At 35.5% G+C, this 25,546-nt stretch carries 23 protein-coding genes and 1 pseudogene; 15 read left to right on the plus strand and 9 right to left on the minus strand.

The window, feature by feature from the left end:
* Positions 1 to 133: 133 nt before the first annotated feature.
* The 4 genes and pseudogenes from B3D94_RS15655 to B3D94_RS15670 form a co-directional block, all read left to right on the plus strand.
* A pseudogene (locus tag B3D94_RS15655) lies at positions 134 to 307 on the plus strand (MerR family DNA-binding transcriptional regulator); the annotation flags it as partial.
* Positions 308 to 329: 22 nt separating this feature from the next.
* On the plus strand, positions 330 to 602 hold the full coding sequence (locus B3D94_RS15660) for a hypothetical protein (protein WP_291758235.1): 273 nt from the start codon (positions 330 to 332) through the stop codon (positions 600 to 602).
* 64 nt (positions 603 to 666) lie between these two features.
* Entirely contained in the window at positions 667 to 1,761 is a 1,095-nt protein-coding gene (locus B3D94_RS15665; RefSeq protein WP_291758237.1) for a helix-turn-helix domain-containing protein, read from the plus strand.
* 73 nt (positions 1,762 to 1,834) lie between these two features.
* Entirely contained in the window at positions 1,835 to 3,331 is a 1,497-nt protein-coding gene (locus B3D94_RS15670) for a carboxypeptidase M32 (RefSeq protein WP_291758239.1), read from the plus strand.
* A gap of 412 nt (positions 3,332 to 3,743) precedes the next feature.
* On the opposite strand, the gene B3D94_RS15675 is transcribed toward B3D94_RS15670, so the two are convergent.
* Complete coding sequence (locus tag B3D94_RS15675; RefSeq protein ID WP_291758240.1) at positions 3,744 to 4,403, minus strand: hypothetical protein; 660 nt, start codon at positions 4,401 to 4,403, stop codon at positions 3,744 to 3,746.
* A gap of 695 nt (positions 4,404 to 5,098) precedes the next feature.
* On the opposite strand from B3D94_RS15675, the gene B3D94_RS15680 reads away from it, so the two are divergent.
* Together B3D94_RS15680 and B3D94_RS15685 are read left to right on the plus strand one after the other, a co-directional pair.
* Entirely contained in the window at positions 5,099 to 5,578 is a 480-nt protein-coding gene (locus B3D94_RS15680) for an RNA polymerase sigma factor (protein WP_258268692.1), read from the plus strand.
* The gene (locus B3D94_RS15685) at positions 5,565 to 6,224 is read left to right on the plus strand and encodes a zf-HC2 domain-containing protein (RefSeq protein WP_291758241.1); all 660 of its coding nucleotides are present in this window, start codon (positions 5,565 to 5,567) and stop codon (positions 6,222 to 6,224) included. Before B3D94_RS15680 ends, B3D94_RS15685 begins: the two co-directional genes overlap by 14 nt.
* A gap of 188 nt (positions 6,225 to 6,412) precedes the next feature.
* Here the strand turns inward: B3D94_RS15685 and B3D94_RS15690 are convergent, their stop codons facing one another.
* Positions 6,413 to 6,904: a DUF2798 domain-containing protein gene (locus B3D94_RS15690; RefSeq protein ID WP_291758242.1), complete on the minus strand. Its 492-nt coding sequence runs from the start codon at positions 6,902 to 6,904 to the stop codon at positions 6,413 to 6,415.
* A gap of 363 nt (positions 6,905 to 7,267) precedes the next feature.
* Between B3D94_RS15690 and B3D94_RS15695 the strand changes: the two genes are divergently transcribed.
* Together B3D94_RS15695 and B3D94_RS15700 are read left to right on the plus strand one after the other, a co-directional pair.
* Positions 7,268 to 7,666 carry a hypothetical protein gene (locus B3D94_RS15695; RefSeq protein ID WP_291758244.1) on the plus strand — a complete coding sequence of 133 codons (399 nt, stop codon included), beginning with the start codon at positions 7,268 to 7,270 and terminating at the stop codon, positions 7,664 to 7,666.
* Between the two features lie 214 nt (positions 7,667 to 7,880).
* Positions 7,881 to 8,273 carry a peptidylprolyl isomerase gene (locus B3D94_RS15700; RefSeq protein ID WP_291758246.1) on the plus strand — a complete coding sequence of 131 codons (393 nt, stop codon included), beginning with the start codon at positions 7,881 to 7,883 and terminating at the stop codon, positions 8,271 to 8,273.
* Between the two features lie 223 nt (positions 8,274 to 8,496).
* On the opposite strand, the gene B3D94_RS15705 is transcribed toward B3D94_RS15700, so the two are convergent.
* From B3D94_RS15705 to B3D94_RS15715, 3 genes are all read right to left on the minus strand, one after another.
* Positions 8,497 to 9,117 carry a hypothetical protein gene (locus B3D94_RS15705; protein WP_291758248.1) on the minus strand — a complete coding sequence of 207 codons (621 nt, stop codon included), beginning with the start codon at positions 9,115 to 9,117 and terminating at the stop codon, positions 8,497 to 8,499.
* 838 nt (positions 9,118 to 9,955) lie between these two features.
* Positions 9,956 to 11,014 carry an NAD(P)/FAD-dependent oxidoreductase gene (locus B3D94_RS15710; protein ID WP_291758249.1) on the minus strand — a complete coding sequence of 353 codons (1,059 nt, stop codon included), beginning with the start codon at positions 11,012 to 11,014 and terminating at the stop codon, positions 9,956 to 9,958.
* A 370-nt stretch (positions 11,015 to 11,384) separates the two neighbouring features.
* A complete protein-coding gene (locus B3D94_RS15715; protein ID WP_083244632.1) occupies positions 11,385 to 11,531 on the minus strand; it encodes a YrzI family small protein in 147 nt (48 codons plus the stop codon).
* Positions 11,532 to 12,860: 1,329 nt separating this feature from the next.
* Between B3D94_RS15715 and B3D94_RS15720 the strand changes: the two genes are divergently transcribed.
* On the plus strand, positions 12,861 to 15,209 hold the full coding sequence (locus B3D94_RS15720; RefSeq protein WP_291760601.1) for an InlB B-repeat-containing protein: 2,349 nt from the start codon (positions 12,861 to 12,863) through the stop codon (positions 15,207 to 15,209).
* 478 nt (positions 15,210 to 15,687) lie between these two features.
* Here the strand turns inward: B3D94_RS15720 and B3D94_RS15725 are convergent, their stop codons facing one another.
* From B3D94_RS15725 to B3D94_RS15740, 4 genes are all read right to left on the minus strand, one after another.
* Complete coding sequence (locus B3D94_RS15725) at positions 15,688 to 17,349, minus strand: b(o/a)3-type cytochrome-c oxidase subunit 1 (RefSeq protein WP_069480785.1); 1,662 nt, start codon at positions 17,347 to 17,349, stop codon at positions 15,688 to 15,690.
* Positions 17,336 to 17,827, minus strand: a complete 492-nt coding sequence (locus B3D94_RS15730) for a cytochrome B5 (RefSeq protein WP_069480786.1) — start codon at positions 17,825 to 17,827, stop codon at positions 17,336 to 17,338. Before B3D94_RS15730 ends, B3D94_RS15725 begins: the two co-directional genes overlap by 14 nt.
* 24 nt (positions 17,828 to 17,851) lie before the next feature.
* Complete coding sequence (locus B3D94_RS15735; protein WP_009370491.1) at positions 17,852 to 17,974, minus strand: hypothetical protein; 123 nt, start codon at positions 17,972 to 17,974, stop codon at positions 17,852 to 17,854.
* A gap of 322 nt (positions 17,975 to 18,296) precedes the next feature.
* Entirely contained in the window at positions 18,297 to 18,758 is a 462-nt protein-coding gene (locus tag B3D94_RS15740; RefSeq protein ID WP_069480787.1) for a chemotaxis protein CheX, read from the minus strand.
* 518 nt (positions 18,759 to 19,276) lie between these two features.
* Between B3D94_RS15740 and B3D94_RS15745 the strand changes: the two genes are divergently transcribed.
* From B3D94_RS15745 to B3D94_RS15770, 6 genes are all read left to right on the plus strand, one after another.
* Entirely contained in the window at positions 19,277 to 20,290 is a 1,014-nt protein-coding gene (locus tag B3D94_RS15745; protein ID WP_291758255.1) for an ABC transporter ATP-binding protein, read from the plus strand.
* A complete protein-coding gene (locus B3D94_RS15750) occupies positions 20,265 to 21,242 on the plus strand; it encodes an ABC transporter ATP-binding protein (RefSeq protein ID WP_291758257.1) in 978 nt (325 codons plus the stop codon). Before B3D94_RS15745 ends, B3D94_RS15750 begins: the two co-directional genes overlap by 26 nt.
* Entirely contained in the window at positions 21,239 to 22,030 is a 792-nt protein-coding gene (locus B3D94_RS15755; protein ID WP_291758259.1) for an IclR family transcriptional regulator, read from the plus strand. The genes B3D94_RS15750 and B3D94_RS15755 overlap by 4 nt, the downstream gene beginning before the upstream one ends.
* 31 nt (positions 22,031 to 22,061) lie before the next feature.
* Positions 22,062 to 23,642: an ABC transporter substrate-binding protein gene (locus B3D94_RS15760; protein WP_291758261.1), complete on the plus strand. Its 1,581-nt coding sequence runs from the start codon at positions 22,062 to 22,064 to the stop codon at positions 23,640 to 23,642.
* A 66-nt stretch (positions 23,643 to 23,708) separates the two neighbouring features.
* Positions 23,709 to 24,641, plus strand: coding sequence for a nickel ABC transporter permease (gene nikB / locus B3D94_RS15765; RefSeq protein WP_193831484.1), 933 nt, complete (start codon positions 23,709 to 23,711; stop codon positions 24,639 to 24,641).
* Entirely contained in the window at positions 24,641 to 25,543 is a 903-nt protein-coding gene (locus tag B3D94_RS15770) for an ABC transporter permease (RefSeq protein ID WP_291758264.1), read from the plus strand. The genes nikB and B3D94_RS15770 overlap by 1 nt, the downstream gene beginning before the upstream one ends.
* The last annotated feature ends 3 nt before the right edge of the window (positions 25,544 to 25,546 follow it).

Below are 25,546 nucleotides of genomic sequence, written 5' to 3' on the forward strand. Positions count from 1 at the left end.
CGCATCGTTTGCTACAGTTTTTTTATTTTGTAAAAAGTGCTTTTTATCCAAATAAGTTAAAGGAAGTTGACTTTGCCCTAAGGGGAAAGTGTATAACGGATATAAGACAGAGTTGAAAGGGAGAAGTGATGGTGTGATATCAATTGGTGAATTTTCGAAAATTTGTGGTGTATCAACGAAAACGCTCCGCTATTACGATGAAATTGGTTTAATTCATCCTGAGGAGATAAATGAAGAAAACGGCTATCGCTATTATTCCATTAAACAGTTGAAAAAAATGCTCTTTATTAACCGTTTAAAATCCTATGGCCAGAATAGGCTCTTTATATATGAATGAGGGTTTATGGAATCACCAAAGAATTCTGTCAAAAGCATGGATTCAAGAATCTATCGCGCGAAATTCACATCATTATGGTTATTTATGGTGGCTACGAGAGGAGGAAGATTTATTTTCTTATGCTGCAGTTGGCGATGGCGGCAATATAATCTGTTGTATTCCTTCATTGAACACAGTAGTTGCTATCTCTTCACTCTTTATGGTCAATGCTCCAGATAGATGGTCATTTATCAAAGAACATATTATTCCAACATTAGTGCAATAATATCACAACCTATATCATAACAAACCATATCACCTCTACTATAATCAAAGTAGGAGGGATGAGGATGAATAACATCATACAAGAGATGATTGATTGGATTGAAGATCATCTCTTAGAAGGCTTTTCATTAGAACATTTAGGGAAGGATATGAGCTATTCCCCGTATTATTGTTCGTTTAAATTCCATCAAATAACGGGGATCACCATTAAAAAATATGTTTCATTACGCAAGGTCTATTTGGCCTCTGAAGCGTTAAAAAGGTCGGAAGCAAAAATGATCGATATTGCCTTACATTATGGCTTTTCAACACAGGAATCCTTTTCTAGAGCCTTTAAAAAAGCCTTTGGTATAAGCCCTCATGAATTCCGAAAGTCCCCACAACCTTTGCAAACATTTGTAAAAAAGAATTTAAAGGATGAAAGAGGCTGGTTTACAATGGATATTTCTTCAAAATTAAAAATTGAAGCATTGCAAGAGAAAATGCATGCGCAATATGATCAAGCGGTATTGAATGTTTTAAATGGTCAAATGATGTACGAGGAGTTTTCGAAACAGCAATTAATGGGGAGCAGTGATTATGTACCTTTTAATGAAGCCATGTGTACCAATCCAACAGCTAGCCCCATTTTTGGTGAAGAATTTAACAACATTCGTGCCGCTGGACACCAAGTAACGGTGCAGGACTATGAGCGTATAACAGTGAATCCTTTAAAGTCATTGTGGATCAAAAACTATCAATGTATCGTTTTATGGTTTGGAGATGATATGTTTTGTCAAATGAACTTACTAACTGTACTTGCTTTTCTGGAGCAGCAAAAATACGAAGGCAAGGTTTATTTCCATATGGTACAGGAAGAGACCTATGATGTGGATGAAATTGAGATCATGCTTGGAGACTATTTAAAGATTTATCAAGACGTTTTGATCCGTCATCGTATCCCAGAGGCAACGCTTTTACCAGTAATGTATCAAGGCATTCAATTATATTTTGACTATTTAAAAGAAGAAAATGATATTTCAACGTATATTAAGAAACATCTTGATCAGTCTCCACAGGAAATGTTACCACAATTATTTCGCCTCTTTCCTCAATATGGGCTCGGAGATACACAGTATTTAAAAATAATAGATAAAGTGAAAAATGAAAAAATTGAGTAAAACTACTAAACGGTCCACAATATACAAAATTTTCGAAAATATGATAAACTTATAGCACAAGGAGGATGAAAGCATGACTGTTCAACAATTTACTGACTATGTTAAAAAGATGCAGCATTATGAGGAAGCACTTAATGTGATTTATTGGGATATGAGAACGGGAGCACCTAAAAAAGGGTTAGCACAACGTTCAGAGGTATTAGGTACATTATCAGCCTCCTTATTTGATATGCAAACGAGTGAAGAATTAGGTGATCTACTATTAGCCTTAGAGACAAAAAAATCAGATCTTGATTATGTAACACTTCGTTTAGTAGAAGAAGTAAGAAAGAATTATGATCAAAATAAAAAAATCCCTGCTGAAGAGTATAAAGAATTTGTTATTCTACAATCGAAGGCGGAAACGGCTTGGGAAGAAGCAAAGGAAAGCAATAATTTTGAATTATTCCTTCCATTTTTAGAGGAAATTATTCAATGGCAAAAAAAATTCATTCAATATTGGGGCATTAAAAATGGATCTCCATATAATACATTGCTCGATTTATATGAACCTGACATGACGACAGATGTATTAGACCAAGTATTTGGTGATTTACGAGAATCCATTGTAACGCTTGTACAAAAAATTGCTGATTCATCGAATAAACCAGATACAAGCATGTTATTTAAGCATTTTCCACGTGAAGCTCAGCGTGAACTATCACTAGAAATGCTAGCTCAACTTGGTTACGACTTTGATGCTGGCCGTTTGGATGAAAGTGTCCATCCATTCATGATCGGCTTAAACTATGGTGACGCTCGTATTACCACTAAGTATGATGAAAGTGATTTCCGTTCGGCCATTTTTGGTACCATTCATGAGTGCGGTCACGCAATGTATGAGCAAAACATTGATGAAAAACTTGCAGGTTTGCCATTAGCTACTGGTACTTCAATGGGGATTCATGAATCCCAATCATTATTTTATGAAAACTTTGTCGGCAGAAATGAAAAGTTCTGGGAGCATAACTACGAGCGCCTTCAACATTTCTCACCAGAACAATTTGGTGATGTTGCATTAGACGAATTTTTACGTGCCATTAATATGGTAGAACCATCTTTCATTCGTATTGAAGCAGATGAACTAACGTATCCACTACATATCATGATTCGCTATGAAATTGAACGTGACCTGTTCAATGGAGAATTACAGGCGAAGGATCTCCCACAAGTATGGAATGATAAGTACGAGGAATACTTAGGCATTCGCCCTGAGACAGATGCAATGGGAGTACTACAAGACATGCATTGGTCAGGTGGTATGTTTGGTTACTTCCCATCTTATGCGTTAGGAATGATTTATGCAGCACAATGGAAGCATGCGATGGATAAGGATATTCCTCATTTTGATGAGCTACTAGAAAAGGGCGAGCTGCTACCAATTCGAGAATGGTTAACAGACAAGGTCCATCAATATGGGGCATTGAAAAAACCATTCGAATTGCTAAAAGAAGCGACAGGGGAAGGCTTAAATGCCAAGTATTTAGCCGATTATTTGCTGGATAAATATACTAAGTTATATCAATTATAAAAAAACAAGCGATTTCTCTACAATGAGAAATCGCTTGTTGCTTTGAAAAAATCCTTACCAAAGCATAAAGCATTTTGAGCCAGATGATGAATTCGTAATAATTTCGAAGATTGGAATTGTGTAAGCAAATATGATTATCGCTACTACAATTACAAGTCAATATTTAAAGTAATTAACATGTTTCATCCGTATTGTTTATAAAATGTGCAACATTATAACTAGTAATTTTTAGGATGAACTTTGGTGTTCAGATTGTCGAATAAATATTTGCTTATATAGCATTATGCATGGTGAACCGTATCATAAGTAGATACGGCTTTCGCAGAGAGCTCATTAGTTAAGTCGCAGTCTCTTTGTGTTGCCAGGTATGGCAGGAATTTTGTACAAAACCTAAGTCTATTTAGATACGAAATTAATATGTCTTCTTGGGATTGAAATGACCAATGCCTTTTAATTCATAGTCAAAAAATTTAAGAATTAATTCATTTTCTATTTCAATACAGTAATATGGATTGATGTTGGGTTTTCCACCATGCAGCTTATTCGCAAGTATAGGCGAGAAAAGCTGTAAATCGGTCAAACTTAAATGTTTTGCCCCTTTAAAATGGGTAGTATATGCTCCTTCCAACTGTTTATTGTTGAGTTTATTCGCTACATAAACAGGAACACTATCCAATTGTCTCCAAACATCGTCCGAATAAATGTTAAAAAGTGGGGTTGTATAGGTTTTGCTACTTGCTATAAAATTATCATCTGCTTTATTATAAACAAGTTCACTAAAGAAAGGGGCATCGATATTTGCTACTGCACTTACATCATCGCGTGTTCTGCCTAGCCACACACTTGCAGCACCTCCCATTGAGTGCCCAAACACACCAATTTTCTCTGTATTGATATGTTGAAAAATAGGGTCATTGTCACTTTTGACTTTTGTAAGTATAGTATCAATGACAAAATTCATATCGTCTGTTCGCAGTTTCATCCATTTTTGAATGAGATTGTACTGTTCTTCATTCGAATAAAGACCCTTATTCTTATTTTCGAATTCTTTTCTAAAATCTGAATTGATCATCGTTACTCTTCCATCCTCTGAACGAATATAGATCCGAGTATTATGAGAGTCTCAGTTTTTAGTTTACTTACGATTTCATGTATTTCTTCGTCTACCTCATGACACTTAATGAGGATTTCTTCTTCCAGTTCTCTACTTATTTCTTCTATTGAAATTTTCAAATTATCACCCTCGAAAATTTAAACTATTTTCAGGTTAGAAGTCTGTGAATTTACTAGTATCATGAAGACTTGGAAATAACAACCTTCAAACCATTCTAACACAACCAATTATAATTCTTATTTTCATTTTAATAAAACCTCATTTTGATATGTTATGGTAAACCGATAAAAAATTAAATATAATAATCAGATTATGGAAATACCCTCATATTCAACAATCGGGCGCTATTCTTGAAAAAGAGTTATGCCGTATGCCTTTGTTAAAGGGCCGTTAGGAAAAAATTGGGTATTAATTGGTTGCATCTGGAAATGATATTGTGCCTAAATTATAGAAGTAGTTAAAGAATGATGAGGTATATTCTTTTGAATATGCCTATTTTAATTGAAAATTAAATATAGTATGTTGATCCTGAATCAATTGGAGATTAAAAATAACATAATTGCCCATTGTAAAATATTTAAAATTTTTGTAACGTAATTAAATTCTGGGAGTTATATAAGTGAAAGAGGTGAAAAGAGATCGACTTTGAAGAAATCTATCGCGAATACTTTAAAGAAGTTTATTTGTTTATCAGATCATTAAGCCACGATGAGAGTATAGCTGAAGAAATTACGCAAGAGGTATTTTTTAAAGTGTTAAAATCAATTGAAAAATTTGATGGTTCTAAAGATATTCGAGCGTGGCTTTATACAATTGCAAAAAATACATATTTCTCGCACTACAAAAAAAAGAAACGACAAATAGATTCAGATGTAGTAGAAGAATCAAATATGGGCGTGCAAATTGTAAAGCATTTGATGAACGAGGAAGATGCCTTTACTGTTCATCAGTTTCTTCACTCTATGAATGAGCCGTATAAGGAGGTCTTTTCACTACGTACTTTTGGTGAATTACCCTTTGAGAAAATAGGGCATCTTTTCGGAAAAAGTGCAGGATGGGCAAGAGTGACCTATTACAGAGCGAGGAAAAAAATTATTGAGTATATGGAGGAGATGGGTCATGAAAGAGGTTAAATGCACAATCATTCAAGATATTTTACCTCTCTATATTGATGAAGTAGTTAGTCAAGATACAAAAGAAATGGTAGATGAGCATTTACAGCATTGTAATAAATGTCAAAAGGAGTACGAATCCATGAAACGAGATCTTTATATTCCAGTAGACAATAAAGTCTCTCTATTTAAGAGTGTTGGTAAAAAATGGCGTATGAAAAAAGTAATCATTTCACTTGCCTCCATATTTGCTACAGCTATCATTTTATTAGGAGCGTATCTATGTATTTTTTATTATGAAAGGGTTATTCCGTACTCGAAAAATCTATTTAAAATTGAAATGCAAAATGATAACCAATTGGTTTCTCATTATTACGGAAAAAGTTATGCTACTTTTCACGGGACCTACCCTAGTCCAATGGTAATTGACGGTGAGAAGAAGAATGTGAGTTTTATCTTTTATACAAAAACAATTGCTGATTCGCCTTCAAGAAGCCTAATTAATAACGAGAAGAATCTCAATGAGCAGGATTATATCTGGAAGTTTGATGAAAGTGAAAAAATTGATGCTGTGTATTATGTGGACTATGATGTAGAAAAAATCGTTGCTGGAAAGGATTCTTGGGATTCAGTTTTAGAACGTGCTGTATTAATTTGGGAGAAATAATTTGTTTTATAATTGAAATCATATTTAGTTATTCCATTATAGGTCGCCATCCCTATAAAAGGAGTTGTGTCTTTTTAGTTAACCTTTAAAAGTGGTTTTGCATACTTGAAAGAAAATGTTCAGTAAAAAAGTAACCAAAAAGAATAAATCTCTAAGGTTACTTAAAACGTAAATAATATAGTTTCAGCTTAATTTTTTAAAACTAAATTATTTTGAGAAGTTTTTATAAACTTATTAAATAAAAAACGTACAATTGGCCCCATAACAATAATTTGCAAAGGCAATGCTACAATAAAATTCCTACAAAACACAGAAAGGAATTCTTTAATAACAGAATTGGAATACAATCCATTGTGAAAATAACTTATTATCAAACCATAAATAGACATAAAAAAAGCCATTCCAATAACCATGCATGTAGATATTGTTAGAATCTTAAATAGAACATTTGATGTATTTGCTGTTAATTTGAATGCTATTTTTTTAGCTATAGGTCCCACTAGGTACAAGTCAAGAATGATAGCAACAATAAAACCTATAAAAAAATCAGTAATTCCACCTAAGAAAGAAATTTGCCCAAATATATCATTAAGGTAGAAGTTATAAAGGGTCATAAAAAGTACCATTCCAAAACACATTATTAAACCAAAATATAGACTTTCTTTTCTAGTAGTTGGCATACGTCAACACTCCTTTCGTTACTTGAGTAAGTATATAAATTTTATAAATACTTCGTAAGTGACAATTCTGTGAAGGTTTTGGGGGAATTATAAATATATTACTGCACAATATGAAGGCATCATGCAATAGCTTATTCAATAATAGGGCGCTTTTTTGAAATTGATCTGTACCCTAAATGTTAGACACGACTATAACATTTGGGGTGCAGATTAAAATAAGGAAAGCGCCTTTATTCATGGAAAGTTCCATTTAAATATAATAATTATTGGACGCGAGAATTGTGAAGAAAAGTACTTAAACTAACGAAGCAATTTAGTTGAATATGTAACTTTTGGAAGACAATTTGTGTCTATATAAAAGAGGTGGGTGGATTGAAAATAAAAAAGTTATTCTATGGTTTGATTGTATTAGCTTTATTCATGATTACAGGATGCAATATTCAAGGGGGAACTACAACAGTATCAATTGACAGTATAGATGCCGAAGAAGTTTTAACATTAGATTCTGATGCTGATATTTTTCAGTATGATGGAGTTTTCTACAAAACTAATATTGATTGGGTTGAAGAATTATCTTTAACAAAAGATATTCAAATCGGTGAAATAAAAATAATAAATGATACTAATACAGATTTTAAAGATGAGATGTCCAATAAACTTCCCGTTGGTACAAAGATTTTTTCAACCAAAGGACGAGGAGATATTTTAATTGTTGAATCTGAAGGAGAAATCAAAAGATATCTTGCAATTGTTGAAGGGTAAACAAATTATCTTGTTCAACAAACGGGGGCTTTAGTTAACAAGAATTATGCTTATAATCTTCCACAATCGGGCGCATTTCTCTAATAAGGAATGCGTCTATTTGCATTTAAGGGCCATTTTATTGAATAATATTCTTTTATGAAAGGTCCCCAAACGACGCTTTGGGAAGGTTATAATTCAATTAACGGGTCATTTGATGGAGGAGGTGAAAGCATTGAAAAAGATGTTTGTTTCAGTACTTTTTGCTATGTTGATTTTATCAGCCTGTAATTCATCAAAATTAAGTTTTAGTGAAATTGAAAATGTACCTCGAAAAATTGAAGAGCATATTGATTCCAATTTAAAACTCCAATCAATTAATGACGGTACAAAAGGTTATTATATTATTTTTCATTCCAATGGGGAAATAGAGGCAGACTTAGACCCGCAGGATAATATAGTAAATATAATATTTAATGAACTTAACCCACAAGATAAAGATATAAAGCGGAATGTATATTATTTAACGATAGATTCAACGCACGATACAATCAATGTTCTAGTGAATGGTGAAGAAATACCTTTCGATGAGGCTACAATTGTTCTACAAAAGGGCGCATTTCTTTAATAAGGAATGCGCCTTCCTCCATTAAAGGGCCAGAATGTGGTGAAAACAGGAAAGAGGGGGTTCGAGTACTGTGAGGTTGTCAATCCAAATCTGCTCCTTATCCTCTCCTCGGTCCGGTACCGCAAATTTGGATTGACCACCGCCACGTTTCACCCTCCAGCTACTGCCTAGCCAAAAAGAAAAAAGAGCAGCATTCGCTACTCTTTTTTTATATACATAACAATTAGACGCCAGAATTATAGTTGGCACGTTCTAATCTCGCATCACCACTACCATATAAATTCATTACTATATAACTTGTATATCCTGTACCAGTAAGTCCACCTACAACACCTAAATATTTATGAGCAACTGTACTTTTAATTTGCCAAAGACTCGGATCTAATTTTGAAACACTTTCAGATTTATCATGTGAAAAGAGGAATCCACTAGCCTGCGTGTTATCTTTTGAAACTGCTGTCAATTTCCCTGAAGAATATGTAAAATCCCCTATTAAAGTATGCGTAAATGAAACACCATTTATTTCTGCTCTAAATGTTTGTTTTCCGCTAGCTGCTGCTGCTCTCATTAATTCATTCGACTTCGGAACTTCTCCAACCGAAAATTTAATACTTACAAAATTATTAACTTCAGGAACATAACTAGTTTCAGAAATATCACGTTTTCCTTCTTCAATTTGCTCGTTTACTTTAACAATTATTTCATCTAATGCTGATTCAACAGCATTTAATTGTTCCTGATCAATTAGATCATTTTCTTGAGCCTTTGCACTATTAATAAAACCAAAAGTAAAAAGCAGTAAAAAACTAGAAATAAAAGCAACACCTAATTTTATTTTTCTCATAATACCTTCTCCCTTTCTATTGCTGTACTCAGTTAACAATGATAGTATAATAATACAATATTTACTAGTCATTTGGTAAAATATGTATTATTACGAATTTTACAAAAATTAACAAGAGAGGTTAAAAACATGCTATTTTTATACAACTTTATTTTCATTTTTTTTATAGTCTTAGTAATCAACTTAATAATTGAAAAATTAGTAAATAATAACACAATAACTAAAAAGGTTTTCTTTAAAAATTTAGTTATCTGTATTTGTATCAGCTTTTGTATCGCTTTCTTTTATTACATTCAACCTTTCTCTCAAGATATGATATCACGCTAACACTAAGCTCATTGAACAACTCTATCAAAAACAAAAAGGAGTAGCATTCGCTACTCCTTTGCTATTTCAAAAACACCTTCTTAATTCCTCTACTTCGTCAGATTCTTCAATTTTCAACGCTCTTTCGTTGTACTTCTCAAATTCTTCAGGTGTCAATTCTTGCAACGTACTTTCATACTTCGAGTTGTTCCAAAGGGAACGCAGCAAGTGGGTATAAATTGCATCGTCCGTTTCCTTGTAGCTGTCCAATTCACCACGCTCATACATTTTGGCATAAGCCTTGAACGTACCGCTATAAACGAGCAATTGACGCTTTTTAAGCGCTGTATAGGTAGGATAGTGGAAGAGTATCATGTGAATTTTGAGAAAGGAAGATTGAGATTGACAATTATAATATTAATCCTTGATTTGAGAACAAATCTAAAGAGCATGTTTTGAACAAAAGATTGATCAAAACATGCTCTTATCTACATTTCTTACAGGAAACCAGCCTTACAAAAACATTGAAGCATTATTCATTTATTGGGTAAAATCGAGATAGTCTACAACCTTCTAGTTCTTCTAACTGCACATTATCTACGATTTCCTTCGCAACCAATCGACTAATAACAGGAGATAACGTGATTGCGGAATGCATAACTGCTAAATAAAGTCCTTTTATTTGATCATGAAAACCAACGATGGGGTAGCCGTCTTTAGGCATTGGTCGTTCCCCTACTTGAATACTATCTAGCTCTAGATATTCTCCTTTTTTTAAATCATTTCGAAGGGTATCAAAAGCTCTTCTTCCAACCTCTTCAGGTCCGTTTTCTCCATGGTCATCCAAATAATCCTCAGCAGCAATTATAGTAGTATCAGATAATTGTCTTGCCTCAAATCTTGAATTAGAAATTAATGTGTGAATAAGCTTTCTTGGAGATTTCATACGAATAATAATAGAAGGTGATGCTTCAACAGGAACATCAATACTAAGAGGCTTACAAAGCTCAGGTAAAGTTGTACCAGTTGCCAATACAATGACATCTGATTCTATAAACCCTTTTGAAGTATGTATGCCAACAACTTTAGCGTCCTCCTTTTTAATTTGTGTTACTTTTGTGTCGAACAATATATTTACCCCATTTTCTTGCGCTTTCTTTACTAAAAGATTCGTTAGAATATTAGGGTCTATTGCACCTTCTTTAAAAGCATATAGAGCTTCCTTTGGATATTCTTTTAAATGAGGTTCTAAATCCGATATTTGCTGGCGAGTTATTGTTTCTATATAAGATTTATGGATGTTTACAGGAATTCCCCATGAAAGGGAGCCGTTCCAATCTACCTTTAATTCTGGGATCTCTTTTTCCAATACATGATATTCTGCTAATGAGCCGTCATACAAATGTTGAAAGGTATCTGGAACACGCCCTGAAGGATTGATCCAAGCAAAGGAAGTTGATGTTACACCACATCCTGCTTTTGAATGGCTCTCAACTAAAGTGACATCCTGATTTTTCTTTGATAGATTATAAGCAATAGATGCACCAACAATCCCTGCACCAACAATTATAATCTTTTGCTTTTTAGTCATTACTTTCCCTCCTAGTTCTATCTCTATAATTTATAGTAAACGTTTAATCGTCTAAATTCAGTTACCCTCTTGCTCTATTAACAAAATTGCAAATACTGTGAATTGTTTAGAGACGGATGCGAGATTAAAATGTATTTTGTTGTCGTATGTTTAAAATATCGCTTAAAAATTGCAAAATACCTCCTGAAGCAACCCGTCTTAGATTAGAACGGGTTAGCTTTACGGAGATTATAAAATTAAATAGCTGTATTACCACTTTATATTACTTCATCTGGTGGTTGTGTCTTTCTCCAACCATAATACTGCATGACGACTTTTGATCATATAAATCATTTAAATTCCCACCTTTCAGTTTTTTAAAATTACAAAATTAATATTGACGAATACGAATATAACTTTCTACTTTTCTTCGGTTCTCTTCAAAGATTTTTTTCGCATTTTCATTATGAAGTGCTTTCTCCAGAGAGATCTCACGTTTTGTAATAGTTATCGTGAGAGCAAAAATGTTTAACATCATTTATTATCACCTCCTTAAATGACCATGAAAAATAAAAAAAACCGTAGAGAGACTCCCCTACGGTTAAAAAAGGCACAAAAATACCGCAGGGGCACACTTCTCCCTGCGGTATGGGCATGCTTAATTACAAAAAAACCTTAAGCGATCCATTCCGATCTGGTCGAATGTGTGATTTTCATTTTTACTGAAGTTGTAGCTACCAATGACATCAATTTAACGATAATGAACATTTCATTCGACCTCCTTAAGAATTTTTGTTTACTTTGTAAGTATAACTATATTTAAATTGTTTGTAAACATCTTTTACTAAGATTTCCTGATTGTGTAAATATCTAGAAAAACGCTTTGCTGCTTTACATTGTTAATTACCTGATTTTTTTCCGAGTAGCAAATAGAAGACATAAAAGCCAAAAACATAATTATAAGACAGGGATTTCAGAAATGGTTTAGAATTTTTAAATTTAAGGACAATTTAAATGAAAACCTAAAGGGATTTTACGAAATTTTAATGTGCTTGAGAATTTTTGTACTTAAAGTAAAGGGGGCTTTAGTTGAAAACCAACCTTCCACAATCGGGCGCGATTCTGTAATAAGGATCAGCGCTCGACCTCATTATATGGCCAGATTGTTGAGGAACGTTTTCAATAAAATTGAATAGTATTGTTGAAATATTTAGTAAGATTGTGAGTTTTCTACTTAAACTAACGGAGCAGGCTCTATCTAGTAGAATTTTAGTATTCGTTAACGAATACTAATAATACAGTAATTAATTGGAAAATATGTCTATCAATAATTAGAAAATGAAATGGGGTTACATTAGAGAAAATTTGCAATAATATTTTCAGTTATAGTCGGAGCACTACTCCTTATTCCAATACTAGATGGGATGTGGACTTGAAATAAAAAAAGAATCCTTATGGTTGGTGATGTAAGAAAATCAGAGGTAAATGGGTCTTGAAAGCAACACTAAAACAAATTTTTTAACCTCAAACTATCATGTTGAATCCTCATTTGGAATGTTAATTGTCGCATTATTAACATTTGTCAGTATCGTCCTCTGTTTCCCGGTAGTAGAATTAAGCGATATGTATTTACCAGAGGGCGTTATGTCTATGTGGAATTATGCCTTTGAAAAATAGGGGGTTTTGCCTTTTAACAAGCAAAAGAAGTGAAGGTAATCAACCAATTATTTGAACGACCAGCTCTAGAAGTATTCACAATGTCTACATTTAGCGATGTCCATTCTCCACATTGGGCTATTGTAGAAATCTAGATAACTGCAACAGAAGGAATGATCAAAAATGAAAGGAGCAACACAATTTGCGAAAAATGAGTGAGTTTAAATATTTCATCCCCATAATTTTCTTTTCCTTTTGCATATTATTTTCTAATAATATAGTTTTTGCAACTAGTATAGAAAATGATTTTAATTATGATGACAATCAAACGGGCGTAGTAACAGATCAATATTATCCAGGTGGGGTAACAATTTATGGCGATTTGCGAACTAATAGAAATGATTTAGTTTTACCAGACATGTTAGGTGGAAAACCTGTCACTACAATATGGTTAGGTGCATTTAAAAATAAACAACTGACCTCCTTAGAATTTTCAAATAGTACGAAGTTAATTTCTTACGAAGCTTTTCAGAATAATCAACTGACATCGGTAATACTTTCGAATCAGCTTGAATGGATTGGATCTTTTGCTTTTGCTAATAATAATCTGTCGAGTATCACGATACCAAGCAGCGTAAAACAAATAGGTGAAAACGCATTTATTGGAAATGATTTGAAAACGATAACGGTTTTTGGTGCTAATACAGTACTATTGCAAAATTCTATTCCTAATAACACGAAGATATTAGGGATTATTCCATCTAAAGCAAAAGAATATGCTGATGCAAATGGATTTGCATTTGAAGAAATAGCGAATAAAATCACATATGATGGGAATGGACAAACGAGTGGTGGACTATCGGAAGACTACACAGGAAACACTACAAAAACATTTATTGTAAAAAATCAAGGGAGTTTAAAGAAAGTAGGCTATACATTTATAGGGTGGAATAATAAGCAAGATGGAAGTGGAACGGATTATAATATTGGAGAAGAAATAGTAATAGATCAAGATATTACTCTATACGCAAAATGGGAAGAGGGTCCCTTTTTGGTAAGCTATGAATCAAATGGTGGTACAACTGTAGCACCCGAAACCGTCGCGCCTAACACAATGCTGATAGAACCGCCAGTCCCAACTAAAACAGGTTATACATTTGATGGATGGTATAAAGAGGCTGCCCTGACGAACTTGTGGGACTTTACAAAAGATATAGTAACAGGAGATACGACGCTGTTTGCGAAATGGAACGCAACACAGTATGAAGTGACGTTTAACAGCAATGGGGGTAGTATGGTAGCCTCACAATTCGTTACTCCCAACGCAAAAGCGACAGCACCGCCAGTCCCGACAAAACTAGGCTATACATTTGATGGATGGTATAAGGATAATGCATTCGTAGTACCATGGGATTTCACTACAGATGTCGTCACAGAAGCCATCACATTGTATGTGAAATGGACAACCAACCCAACATACACCGTCACATATGATAAAAATGGCGCAACTGGTGGTACTGTGCCACAAGATAACAAAGCATATGAAGAAAATGACAGTGTAACGGTGCAAGACAACAGCGGTAAACTTGTCAGAACGAACTATATGTTTAAAGGCTGGAACACGCAAGCAGATGGCAAAGGGACATCGTATGCTGAAAAAGCAACATTCAAAATGAGGAAAATGGATGTCACACTGTATGCCGAGTGGACAGTGAAACCACCAACGACAGGCGGAGATAGTAATCCACCACCTGTATCAGATGACAATGACTACTCGCCACCAACAAAAGTGAAAATCACGTTACATACGAATGGTGGCACAGTGATAGCGCCAATCGACATTCTCTATAATACAAAAGTTAACGATTTACCTGTTCCAACAAGAGTTGGTTATCGCTTTAATGGATGGTATCAGGATGAAGCACTAACAAAACGATGGGCAGAGGAAATCCTTGTGCGAGAAAATATTTCTCTTTATGCCAAATGGATAGAGTTACCTGTGGAAGAATCTGAATCTCCACAAGAGCCAAAACCATCCAAACCAATCGTGACATTTAGCGATGTAGAAGGACATTGGGCAAAAGCGATGATGGAGGAACTAGCGACACTTGGTATTATTCAAGGCTATGAAGATGGTACTTTCCGTCCGAATGCCCCGATTAGTCGTATGCATGTGGCAGTTTTACTAACAAGATCATTTTCACTAAAAAAAGTAACAGAAGCGGATGATTTTTCGGATGTGGCGTCCACACACCCTTATTATGAGGCGATACAAGTATTGCAACAAGCAGGCATTGTAGACGGGTCAAACGGTGCTTTTCGTCCAACAGAAAATATGACAAGAGCGCAATTAGCAAAAGTTCTTGTTGGCTTGCTTGGGCTAACACCAGAGGGCGCAAGTTCATTTGTAGATGTGGATAGCACCCATTGGAGTTCAGGCTATATTGCGGTGTTAGAGCGTGAAGGAATTACATTAGGCGATAATGGCAACTTCCACCCAAATGAGCCAGTAACAAGAGCGCAGTTTGTGGCATTTTTATATCGGATTATACACAAATAGCAAGAATCAAAAAACTTGAAGGGATATTTCTTTCAAGTTTTTTTGTTGTATAAAACACGATGCTAGATTATTTTTTAATGGTGTTGTTTCCGCGTTTTCACTGTCAAGGATTGTATAGACAAATAGTGCAGGCACGGTGTATGATCCTGCACATTTGAGTATATAACTGTTTGACAATCCTTATCATTTCGAAATAAAAAAATTTGAAGGGGTGGTTAAAAATGAATAACAATAGTGATGGTGAAAATAAAGATAATAAGTATAAAATCTATACAAAGTCAGAAAGAATAACTGTAGTTTTTTGTTTGCTTCTGTAATAGTTTGGGGAATTAATGATCGTTTTACTACAGGTACTTTTGAAGGCTTAAATGCCAAGTACCTAGCAGACTATCTACAAGATAAATAAACGGAACTGTATCAATTATAATGTGAAAAAAGCGATTTCTCGGAAATGAGAAATCGCTTTTTTTCTAAATACTTACCACAATTGATAGCCTTTGGAGCCAGCTGGTGAATTCGAAATAATATCGAAAATTGGCACGGTGTAAGCGAATAAAATTAAGGCTACTAATATGACAAGCCATACTTTAAAGTTTTCTAAAATAGCTGGTGTTGGTCCACTAAGCTCATGTACATCCCCAATAGGGAACTCCTCTTCACCCTTAGGAGCGAACCAAGCTAATTTCACGACGATATAAATAATTATTAGAATGGCGATAAAGAGAATCGTTCCGCCCACAGCTTGTGCAATCTGATACGGAATCCAATCATATGCCTGTGAAGCACCACCATATTCTGAGTAATCTGAACGACGAGGTGCACCGATAAGACCAGCAATATGCATAGCCGAAGACATAATTGTCATACCGACTGCCCATAAGATACCAGCGAAATTGCTAAGATTATTTAAAGCCTTTGTTAAAGTACGCCCTGTTAAATGAGGAATTAACCAGAAGGCCGCACCAAAGTATGTTAAAACAACAGCAGTTGCAATCGTTAAGTGGAAATGCCCTGTCACCCAAATAGTGTTATGGATTAATTGGTTCATTTGATAGGAGGCATTGACAATACCGCCAGCACCACCAGGAATGAATGCCACCATACCGATAAATGGAACGAAGAAACGAGAATCTTTCCAAGGTAATTTTTTGAACCATCCGAACAGTCCTTTTCCACCTAATTCTCGGCCACGTAATTCGAACATGGCAAACATCGAGAAGGCTGTCATTAGCGATGGAACGATTACAGCAAATGTTAATACAACTTGAATGAACTTCCATGTACCATCAATACCAGGCTCTGTTAACTGATGGTGAATCCCAACAGGAATAGAGAAGAGTAAGAACAGCATAAACGAAAGTCTTGCTAAAGAATCGGAGAAAATTTTTCCGCCAATGACCTTTGGAATAATCACGTACCAAACCATATAAGCAGGTAATAGCCAGAAGTATACAAGTGCATGACCGAAATACCAGAAAAGGGTACGAGATAAGGCAACATCGACACGTTCAATTAAACCTAATGACCATGGTAACAGTTGGATTAATACTGAAGCTGCCACACCAAGTGTTGCAACGAACCACATTAAATTATTAACAACCACCATAAACGATAATAATGGGCTAGGCTGACCGCTACCTTTATTTTCTTTGCGCCATTGAGCATAACGTAAAATTTGACCTGCGCCGCCAACCCAAGAACCAACTACGACTAATGTAAGGCCTAAATAGAAAATCCAGTGTGCCTTTAGCGGTGCATAAAACGTATAAAGAACAGTTGCTTTATTTAATAGAACCATTGTTGCCGCAGCGGCTGTACCAATTGTCATTAACCAAAAGCCGATCCAGCCAAGTCTGCGCTGACTATTAGTAAATGTACCAGAAGTACGACTAACACTAGCAATTTGGAAACCGTAAATAAAGAATGTAGTTAAAATAAGACCGAGTAATACTCCGTGTACGGTTAACACTTGGTAATAGCCAATGCCCGCTGGTAATGTAAATTGACCAGAACGTACAAATACTTGTAATAAACCGGCAAGACCACCTAATAGCAATGCGATAAATGCCACATATATATGCGCCATTGCTAGCTTTGCATCGCGACGATCTACTTTTGCCATTGAATTAGTGTGACTCATTTGAATCCACCACCTTTAACATAGAGTGCATCATCGTATGTCCTGTACCACAATATTCATTGCATACGATTAAAAACTCGCCTACTTTGTTGACTACTGTTACATATTCTGAAATATAACCAGGCTCAAGCATCATATTAATATTTGTACCTGCAACCTCAAAACCGTGCATGACATCCTCGCTTGTTGCGATGAATTTTACTTTTGCACCCAGTGGTACCTCAATTTGTGGAGGATTATAATTGAATGCAGAAGCTATTACGACTACCTCATAATCCCAATCTTTGCCCTGTACCTTATGGACTCCTGGATTATCAAAAGGGGCTGTCTCTTTCACTTTCTCGTAATCTAGTGTTTTTTTACCATTGTTCGGGTGGGAGCCTTGATGAAATGCCCCGATACCGAGAATGATTAGGAATGCGACTAAAGTAGCAACTCCGAACACAAGCCAATACTTCTCATACTTATGTATGTGCATATGTTTCTGTCCCTTCTTCGTAGATTAAAACCGTCCAATGAACAAATCAAAGCAGTACACCCAAAGTAAAATAATGATGATACCTACTCCAAAGACTGCATAGAGTGAACCTTTTAAATTCTCATCTGACTTCTTTTTATTTGCCATTTTTGCTCCTCCTACGCTTTTATAATTGGTGTTTCTTACAGTCATCATATATAAATCCGATGCAATTTGATGTGAAAAAAATCACACTTCTAAACAAATTGTGTGAAGAAAGTGTGAAGAATTTAGGGGAGAAAAAAACAAGCCATCTCAAAAGTCATTGAAATAGCTTGTTTTATTATTATATTTAGCTCTTTTTTAATAAGAAAAATAGATTTTAATGAAGTCCTATCAACTCTTCTAGGCGAACGGCAAATTTAAAACATATATGCTGTATCCTCTTGCATATAATGTCTTATTTGGCATAGACTTTAAACCTAGCTTTCTACTCCACTTCTTCCTCAATTGTTAATAGAACAGTTAGGGCACCCACGCTTGGGACCGAAACTGGGAGAGCAAAAGCCTTTTCAAAGCCATATAATTTTGTATTGCCCACCATCACAGTTGGCGGAGTGATATCAATTTCTAAGCTTTCTTGCCCAACAGCTGTACATAAATTTCCTGCAATCATGTTACCAAATTCCCCTGTAAAGGATTCTAACATTTCTCCTTCAAGCGGCATACCAAACATCGTACTACCGATTCCACTGAACACTTCAGGAGAGGAGTCAATGATGACGCGACCCTTTAAATCTCCGATTAAACCAATTAATACACCCATTTGCTGCTGTTGAAAGGGTTCAGATATAATACTAGGCGACTTTACTTCTATATCCATAGGAAGAATTGATTTTAAAGCGTGAATAGTCCCGTTTAAAATAGTTTGAAAGTACTTCGAATTACTCATCATTACCGCATCCTTTTTCCGACTTTTCTACATCTTACCATGTAAAAAGGGTAAGATGAAAGTATGTCTTGACGAATTAACAGGAAATTTATAATATATTAGTGAGAATGATTTTCAAATTCAATGTCTTGATCTGAAAGCCAAGAGAAAAACACTAAATTTATATGAAAAGGAGCGGTCAGCAATGACATTCGTATTGATTGGAACAGCTGTAGCCATATATATTGGAGTAGGGAAATACGTCATGAAACAGGCGACTGCACATTTGAAATAAGAAATTATACAAGAAAAAAACATTATAAGCATGGTCCGAGCACTTGGGACCATGCTTTTTTGTATTTTATGAAAGGTAGGAAGATTTCTTGCCGGTTTATAAATGTAATTAATTGTTTTTTTGGAATAATTATAGTAAATAGAATTTTTATTTTTTTCTGAAAACTATTGAAATAACCTATTAATCTCTGATAAGATTTTAAAAAATGGAATCGCGTTTCATAATATGGAACGGAGGGGGAAAAATGGGATTGAATATTTTAGAAGTAAAGGATTTGAAAATAGGTATTCAGCAAAATAAAAAGGATATTTCCATTGTGAATGGGGTGTCATTTCAACTTGAAAAAGGCAAAACATTGGGGATTGTAGGGGAATCTGGTTGTGGAAAGAGTATGACATCATTATCTCTTATGGGGTTATTGCCTTCTGGGGTTGAATGGCAAAGTGGAGAGATTTACATAGATCAACAACAAATTCATAAAAAATTGAAGAAGGAATGGCGAAAGATTCGTGGGAAAAAAATCTCAATGATATTTCAGGAACCGATGAGCTCCCTTAATCCAGTGTATAAAGTTGGCTCCCAAATCATTGAAATGATTCATAGCCATGAAAATATTTCAAAAAAAGAAGCGCATGAGCGAGCAGTTGATATGCTTCGTCTTGTTGGTATTCCACGTCCCGATAAAGTGGTTAATGAATATCCACACCAATTATCTGGCGGTATGAGACAACGAGTAATGATTGCCATGGCATTGGCTTGTGGACCAGAAATATTAATCGCAGACGAGCCTACTACAGCATTAGATGTAACTATTCAGGCACAAATTTTAGAGTTAATGAAAGATATACAAGAAAAACTGGACATGTCCATTATTTTAATCACCCACGATCTTGGAGTTGTTGCTGAAATCTGTGAGAAAGTGATTGTGATGTATGCGGGTGAAATAGTTGAAGAAGCAAATGTGTTGGAATTATTTGATCATCCGCTCCATCCCTATACTAAAGGGTTACTAAACTCATTGCCGGATATTGAGACAGAACAAGAGTATCTTCCGTCTATTGATGGTGTGGTACCATCACCATCCGATATGCCAGCAGGTTGTAGATTTTTCGATCGATGTGAATTTGCAACTGAAAAATGTAAAAGTAAACCAGAGCTATTTACTACGTCCATTGGTAGCACAGTTAGATGCTGGTTATATGAAAAGGATGATGTGGAAGGGGGAATTGTAAATGAGCAGTCCATTGTTAGAAGTTAAACACTTAAAAAAATATTTTCCAGTGAAAGGATCGCGCTCGGGAAATTTAAAAGCAGTAGATGATGTTTCATTTTTTGTAAACGAAGGTGAAGTTTTAGGAATAGTAGGGGAATCTGGTTGTGGAAAATCCACAATGGGCAAAACACTCATTCAACTTCTAACAGCTACTGAGGGCGAAATTTTGCTGAACGGAGAAAATATAGCCACACTTAGCGCCAAGGAGGTCCGCCAAAAACGTCGTGATATGCAAATCATTTTTCAGGACCCTTTTTCGTCCCTTAATCCACGTATGAAGGTTTTCAAAATAATTGAAGAACCTTTAGTGAATTTTGGAATCGGTACAAAGGAAGAACGGAAACAACGTGTTTATGAGGTCGCCAAACAAGTTGGGCTTACAGAAAAGCAGCTAGATCGTTTTCCACATGAATTTTCAGGCGGCCAAAGACAGCGCATTGGAATTGCGAGGGCACTAGTATCCAATCCAAAATTGATTGTTGCAGATGAGCCGGTATCGGCACTAGATGTATCCATTCAGTCTCAAGTGCTTAATATTATGAAAGATTTAAAAAGGGATATGAATCTTACCTATATTTTTATATCCCATGATTTAAGTGTCGTACATCATTTTTGTGATCGTATAGGGGTGATGTACTTAGGTAAGATAGTGGAATTAGCTGACAAACATGAATTGTTTAATAATCCGAAACATCCTTATACGAAAGCATTACTTTCTGCATTACCGAAGTCCCATCCTTCAAAGGTTAAAGAACGAATTGTCCTTAGCGGGGATGTGCCAAATCCAGCAAATCCGCCATCAGGATGTACCTTCCATACGCGGTGTCCAAACTGTATGGAGATTTGTAAAGTGACACCCCCAAAATTAAAAAAAATTAGTGATCAACATGAAGTTTCTTGTTTACTTTATGAAGAACAAATGGAGCGATTAACATGAGCAAAACATTGGAAAAAGGGATCAATATTTTAACGTTATTTACGGAAGAAAAACCTTCTTGGCGGTTAGACGAACTAGCTATAGAAACTGATATTCCTAAACCGACCTTACATAGATTTCTAAAAACATTTACGGATTTAGGCGTATTAAAACGTCCATATGTTCAAAGTGGCGGACAGGTAGTGTTAAGTGATCATTATTTACTGGGGAATAAACTAATTGAATTAGGGGCAATAGCTGCTAATTCAATAGAGATTCGTTCGTTAGCCATTCCGTATATGAAAATGTTACAACAGAAATTTGATTTGGCTGTTCAACTAGTAGTATTGGATGAAACTGATGGCCTTTATATAGAAAAAATAGAAAGTCTAAAACCGGTTCTATTATATACAAGAGTCGGAAGAAGAGCACCACTATACGCAGGTGCTTGCTCACGTATTCTTTTATCTTTTCAAGGTGAAGAGAAAATTAACGAGGTCCTCCATAAACCTCGAAAAAAATATGCGAGCGGAACCCCTCATACGGATAAAGAAATTCATGAATTAATTGAATTGGGTAAGAAAAATGGCTATGCCTACAGTGTGTCAGAACTAGAAGAAGGAACTGTATCAATAGCGGTGCCGATTTTTAATAGTGATCGAAAAGTAGAGTATTCCATTAGTATTGCTGGCATAGAATCACTACTTCCACAAGAAAAAATAAATATGTTTTTAGAGGGACTGTGGGAAACTGCTGCGTTAATTTCGGCTGAACTAGGTTATTCGATGCCATATCCTTATGGCGTATAAATAGCACAAATATAAAAGGGGATGAACAATAATGAAGAAACAAAAATGGCTTGCGCTATTACTAGTTTGCATGATGATTATTTTATCAGCATGTAGTGGCGGTACATCAACAAAAGAGGACAGTAAAAATAATAGCAAAACTTCTGGAGAAAACGCTGCACTCACAAGAGGTAATGAATTAGTTATCCGTGTGGCAGGAGATCCTCAAAACTGGGACCCTATTGATACGTTTTTACTGTCTTGGAGTACAGTAGCAACATCTGTATTTGAAGGATTAGTCAGTCGTTCTTTAGATTTAGAAATTCAACCTGGGTTAGCGGAATCTTGGGAATATAAAGATGACAAAACAATTGTCTTTCAATTACGCCAAGGCGTTACCTTCCATAATGGTGAACCATTTAATGCGGAAGCCGTTAAATTTACTTTTGATCGTCTGCTAGGTGATGAAGGTCAAAAAGGTCCTCAATATTCAAATTACACTTCCATCGATAATGTGGAGGTAACGGGTGATTATGAAGTAACTATGCACTTAAATTCGATAGATCCAGTATTACTCACAAAACTATCAGGATATGGTGCTGTAATCGTGCCACCTAAATATATTCAAGAGCAGGGAGCAGAGAATTTTGATATGAAACCTGTTGGTACAGGTCCATTTAAAATGACAGATTATCAACGAGATAAACAAGTGGTAATTGAACGTTATGCAGAATACTGGAATAAAGATGCTATTAAACTAGATAAAGTTACATTTAAAGTAATACCGGAAACAGCAACAGCACTTGCAGAATTACAAACAGGCAATATTGATCTTATGACACGTTTGGAAGTTTCCCAAGCTGCAACAGCAGAAGGAACTGACTTTATTGAATTAATGGAAGTGTCTACACCTACAGCTTATTCAATTCGTTTTGATACAGCGCAAAAGCCAGTTGATGATGTACGTGTCCGTCAAGCTATTAACTATGCAATCGATAAAGAAACGATTGTAAAAGAAATTTTAGGTGGCTATGGAAATCTTATAAGCTCATTCCAAAGTGATTTATCATTTGGCTATAACAACGATTTAGAGCCATATCCATATGATCCTGAAAAGGCAAAAGAATTATTGGCTGAAGCGAAAGTCCCTGAGGGTACTACATTAGATTTCTTTATTCCAGGTACAGATGGAACATTTAAAGAGATTGCACAAGCAGTAGCGTTTTATTTAGAGGAAGTCGGAATAAAAGTATCTATTAATAGTGTGGAAAATACGACATTCCAATCAGAGTTAATCCCTCAAGGAAAAGCCGGCCATATGTATAAAAATGGCTGGGGCGGATGGACGCTGGACTTTGATAATACAGCTTATTTAATGTATCACGAGGGAGAATTCTGGAACCCATCCTATAAAAATGACAAAGTTGAACAATTATTAGCAGCAGAGCGTTCCACTATTGATAATGACGAAAGACAAAAGGTTTTTAAAGAGCTTACAGAAGTATTATATGAAGATGCAACTGAAGTCAACTTATATTCCGAAGTTGAAATATACGCAGTGAATAAACGAATAAAAGGCTTCCAACCACCACATGATGGCCGCTTTAATTTTGCAGGTGTCACTGTCGAGTAAGTAAAAAATTATGAGATAGTATGCTAGCATACTATCTCTTTCATTTCACATTAGGAGGATGGAATTATGCTTTCCTATATTCTACGACGTTTGTCGCATACCGTTCTGGTAATCATTGCGGTTTCATTAATTATATTTTTCTCCATTCGTTTGACAGGTGATCCCGTAAGTATAATGTTTGGGGCTGGTGAACCTTCACAGCAGGCAGTAGAAGAACTGACAGCCAAACTCGGTTTAGATAAGCCTGTTTGGGAGCAATACATCATATTTATGAAGGATTTAGTCACACTAGATTTTGGCACTTCCTATCGTTCCAATAGCCCAGTTTTAGAGATGTTACTCGAACGAGCGTGGCCGACAATTGCACTTGCTTTAGGGGGGATGGCAGTGGCATTGTTAATAGCTGTTCCGTTAGGCATTCTATCCGCTATTTATAAAGGAAAATCCATTGATGTGTTTAGTCGTATTTTTTCTTTGTTAGGTATTTCCTTCCCTAATTTTTGGTTGGCGTTCATGCTAATTTTAATTTTTGCTGTTCAACTAAAATGGCTGCCAGTATCCGGCTTTGATGGGGTTAGCTCATTAGTTTTGCCATCCGTTGCCTTAGGACTCATCCTATCTGGTATTTTAGTTCGATTAATTCGTACGTCTATGCTGGAAGTACTTAAAATGCAATACGTCACAACTGCACGGGCGAAAGGAATAAGAGAATGGCTAGTGATCATTAAACATGCTTTCCGCAATGCCTTATTGCCAACTGTAACATTTGTTGGTTTACAGTTTGGGGGGCTATTAGGAGGTGCAGTTATTGTCGAGCAAGTCTTTTCTTGGCCTGGAATTGGAAGGTTAATTGTTGATTCTATTAATCAACGAGACTATCCAGTAGTCCAGGGAGGAATCATACTTTTAGCACTTATTATGATTTTAGTTAATCTAATCGTTGATTTATGCTACTCATTGATTAACCCGAAAATAAGAACTGGAAGAGGTGAGCAATAATGACTCAAATAATGGAAACAGAAGCAATCGAAATAAAAAAAGCCAATAAAATAGTAACCGTTCTTAAATTCATGAAGAATAATCCAACGGGCATAATTGGCTTAGTATTGGTTATCACTACGATACTATGTGCTATATTTGCGCCTTATATTGCTCCCTATGATCCGGGGGCGGCTAGCTTAGGACATCGGCTTGACCTACCCAAATGGCTAGATGATACTGGTAAATCCCAATACTTACTCGGAGGAGATCAGGTTGGGCGTGATTTGCTAAGTAGAATTATTTACGGAGCACGTATATCTCTATTAGTCGGGATTTGTGGCGTAATTATTTCATTAGTACTTGGTACATTTCTGGGAATTATTTCAGGTTACTTTGGGAAGTGGATGGATGATTTAATAATGCGGTTAGCCGAAGTTCAAATGGGGTTACCGTTTATTTTACTAGCCATCGTAATCATGAGTGTTTTTGGAACAGGTATTGAAAAAATTATTATTATCCTAGGACTTACATATTGGGTTAGTTTTGCGAGATTAATTCGAGGAGAGATTTTGGCTTTAAAGGAACAAGAGTATATCCAAGCAGCAAAGGCAATTGGTGGGACACATTTCAAAATAATCATGAAGCATATACTTCCTAATGTTGCTTCCTCCATTTTAGTGTTAGCAACGATGTGTATTGCAGAGTTTATTTTATTGGAGGCCTCTTTAACATTTTTAGGTTTAGGCGTAGAGCCTACAGTACCTTCATGGGGAGGAATGTTAGCGGATAGTCGAAATTATATGACCTCTGCTTGGTGGATATCTGTTTTCCCAGGCGTTGCTATTATGCTAACTGTTTTAGGCTTTAATTTATTGGGAGATTGGTTGCGAGATCGCTTAGATCCAAATATGAAAGTTTAGGTG

Source organism: Lysinibacillus sp. UBA5990, assembly GCF_002429815.1.
Lineage (GTDB): Bacteria > Bacillota > Bacilli > Bacillales_A > Planococcaceae > Lysinibacillus > Lysinibacillus fusiformis.

Coding starts and splice junctions, on each gene's coding strand:
- B3D94_RS15660 (WP_291758235.1), top strand. CDS start 330: ATGAATGAGGGTTTATGGAATCACCAAAGAATTCTGTCAAAAGCATGG.
- B3D94_RS15705 (WP_291758248.1), bottom strand. CDS start 9,117: ATGAGAAAAATAAAATTAGGTGTTGCTTTTATTTCTAGTTTTTTACTG.
- B3D94_RS15720 (WP_291760601.1), top strand. CDS start 12,861: ATGAGTGAGTTTAAATATTTCATCCCCATAATTTTCTTTTCCTTTTGC.
- B3D94_RS15665 (WP_291758237.1), top strand. CDS start 667: ATGAATAACATCATACAAGAGATGATTGATTGGATTGAAGATCATCTC.
- nikB (WP_193831484.1), top strand. CDS start 23,709: ATGCTTTCCTATATTCTACGACGTTTGTCGCATACCGTTCTGGTAATC.
- B3D94_RS15675 (WP_291758240.1), bottom strand. CDS start 4,403: ATGATCAATTCAGATTTTAGAAAAGAATTCGAAAATAAGAATAAGGGT.
- B3D94_RS15715 (WP_083244632.1), bottom strand. CDS start 11,531: ATGATGTTAAACATTTTTGCTCTCACGATAACTATTACAAAACGTGAG.
- B3D94_RS15750 (WP_291758257.1), top strand. CDS start 20,265: ATGAGCAGTCCATTGTTAGAAGTTAAACACTTAAAAAAATATTTTCCA.
- B3D94_RS15690 (WP_291758242.1), bottom strand. CDS start 6,904: ATGCCAACTACTAGAAAAGAAAGTCTATATTTTGGTTTAATAATGTGT.
- B3D94_RS15725 (WP_069480785.1), bottom strand. CDS start 17,349: ATGAGTCACACTAATTCAATGGCAAAAGTAGATCGTCGCGATGCAAAG.
- B3D94_RS15745 (WP_291758255.1), top strand. CDS start 19,277: ATGGGATTGAATATTTTAGAAGTAAAGGATTTGAAAATAGGTATTCAG.
- B3D94_RS15740 (WP_069480787.1), bottom strand. CDS start 18,758: ATGAGTAATTCGAAGTACTTTCAAACTATTTTAAACGGGACTATTCAC.
- B3D94_RS15670 (WP_291758239.1), top strand. CDS start 1,835: ATGACTGTTCAACAATTTACTGACTATGTTAAAAAGATGCAGCATTAT.
- B3D94_RS15710 (WP_291758249.1), bottom strand. CDS start 11,014: ATGACTAAAAAGCAAAAGATTATAATTGTTGGTGCAGGGATTGTTGGT.
- B3D94_RS15685 (WP_291758241.1), top strand. CDS start 5,565: ATGAAAGAGGTTAAATGCACAATCATTCAAGATATTTTACCTCTCTAT.
- B3D94_RS15730 (WP_069480786.1), bottom strand. CDS start 17,827: ATGCACATACATAAGTATGAGAAGTATTGGCTTGTGTTCGGAGTTGCT.
- B3D94_RS15755 (WP_291758259.1), top strand. CDS start 21,239: ATGAGCAAAACATTGGAAAAAGGGATCAATATTTTAACGTTATTTACG.
- B3D94_RS15760 (WP_291758261.1), top strand. CDS start 22,062: ATGAAGAAACAAAAATGGCTTGCGCTATTACTAGTTTGCATGATGATT.
- B3D94_RS15770 (WP_291758264.1), top strand. CDS start 24,641: ATGACTCAAATAATGGAAACAGAAGCAATCGAAATAAAAAAAGCCAAT.
- B3D94_RS15735 (WP_009370491.1), bottom strand. CDS start 17,974: ATGGCAAATAAAAAGAAGTCAGATGAGAATTTAAAAGGTTCACTCTAT.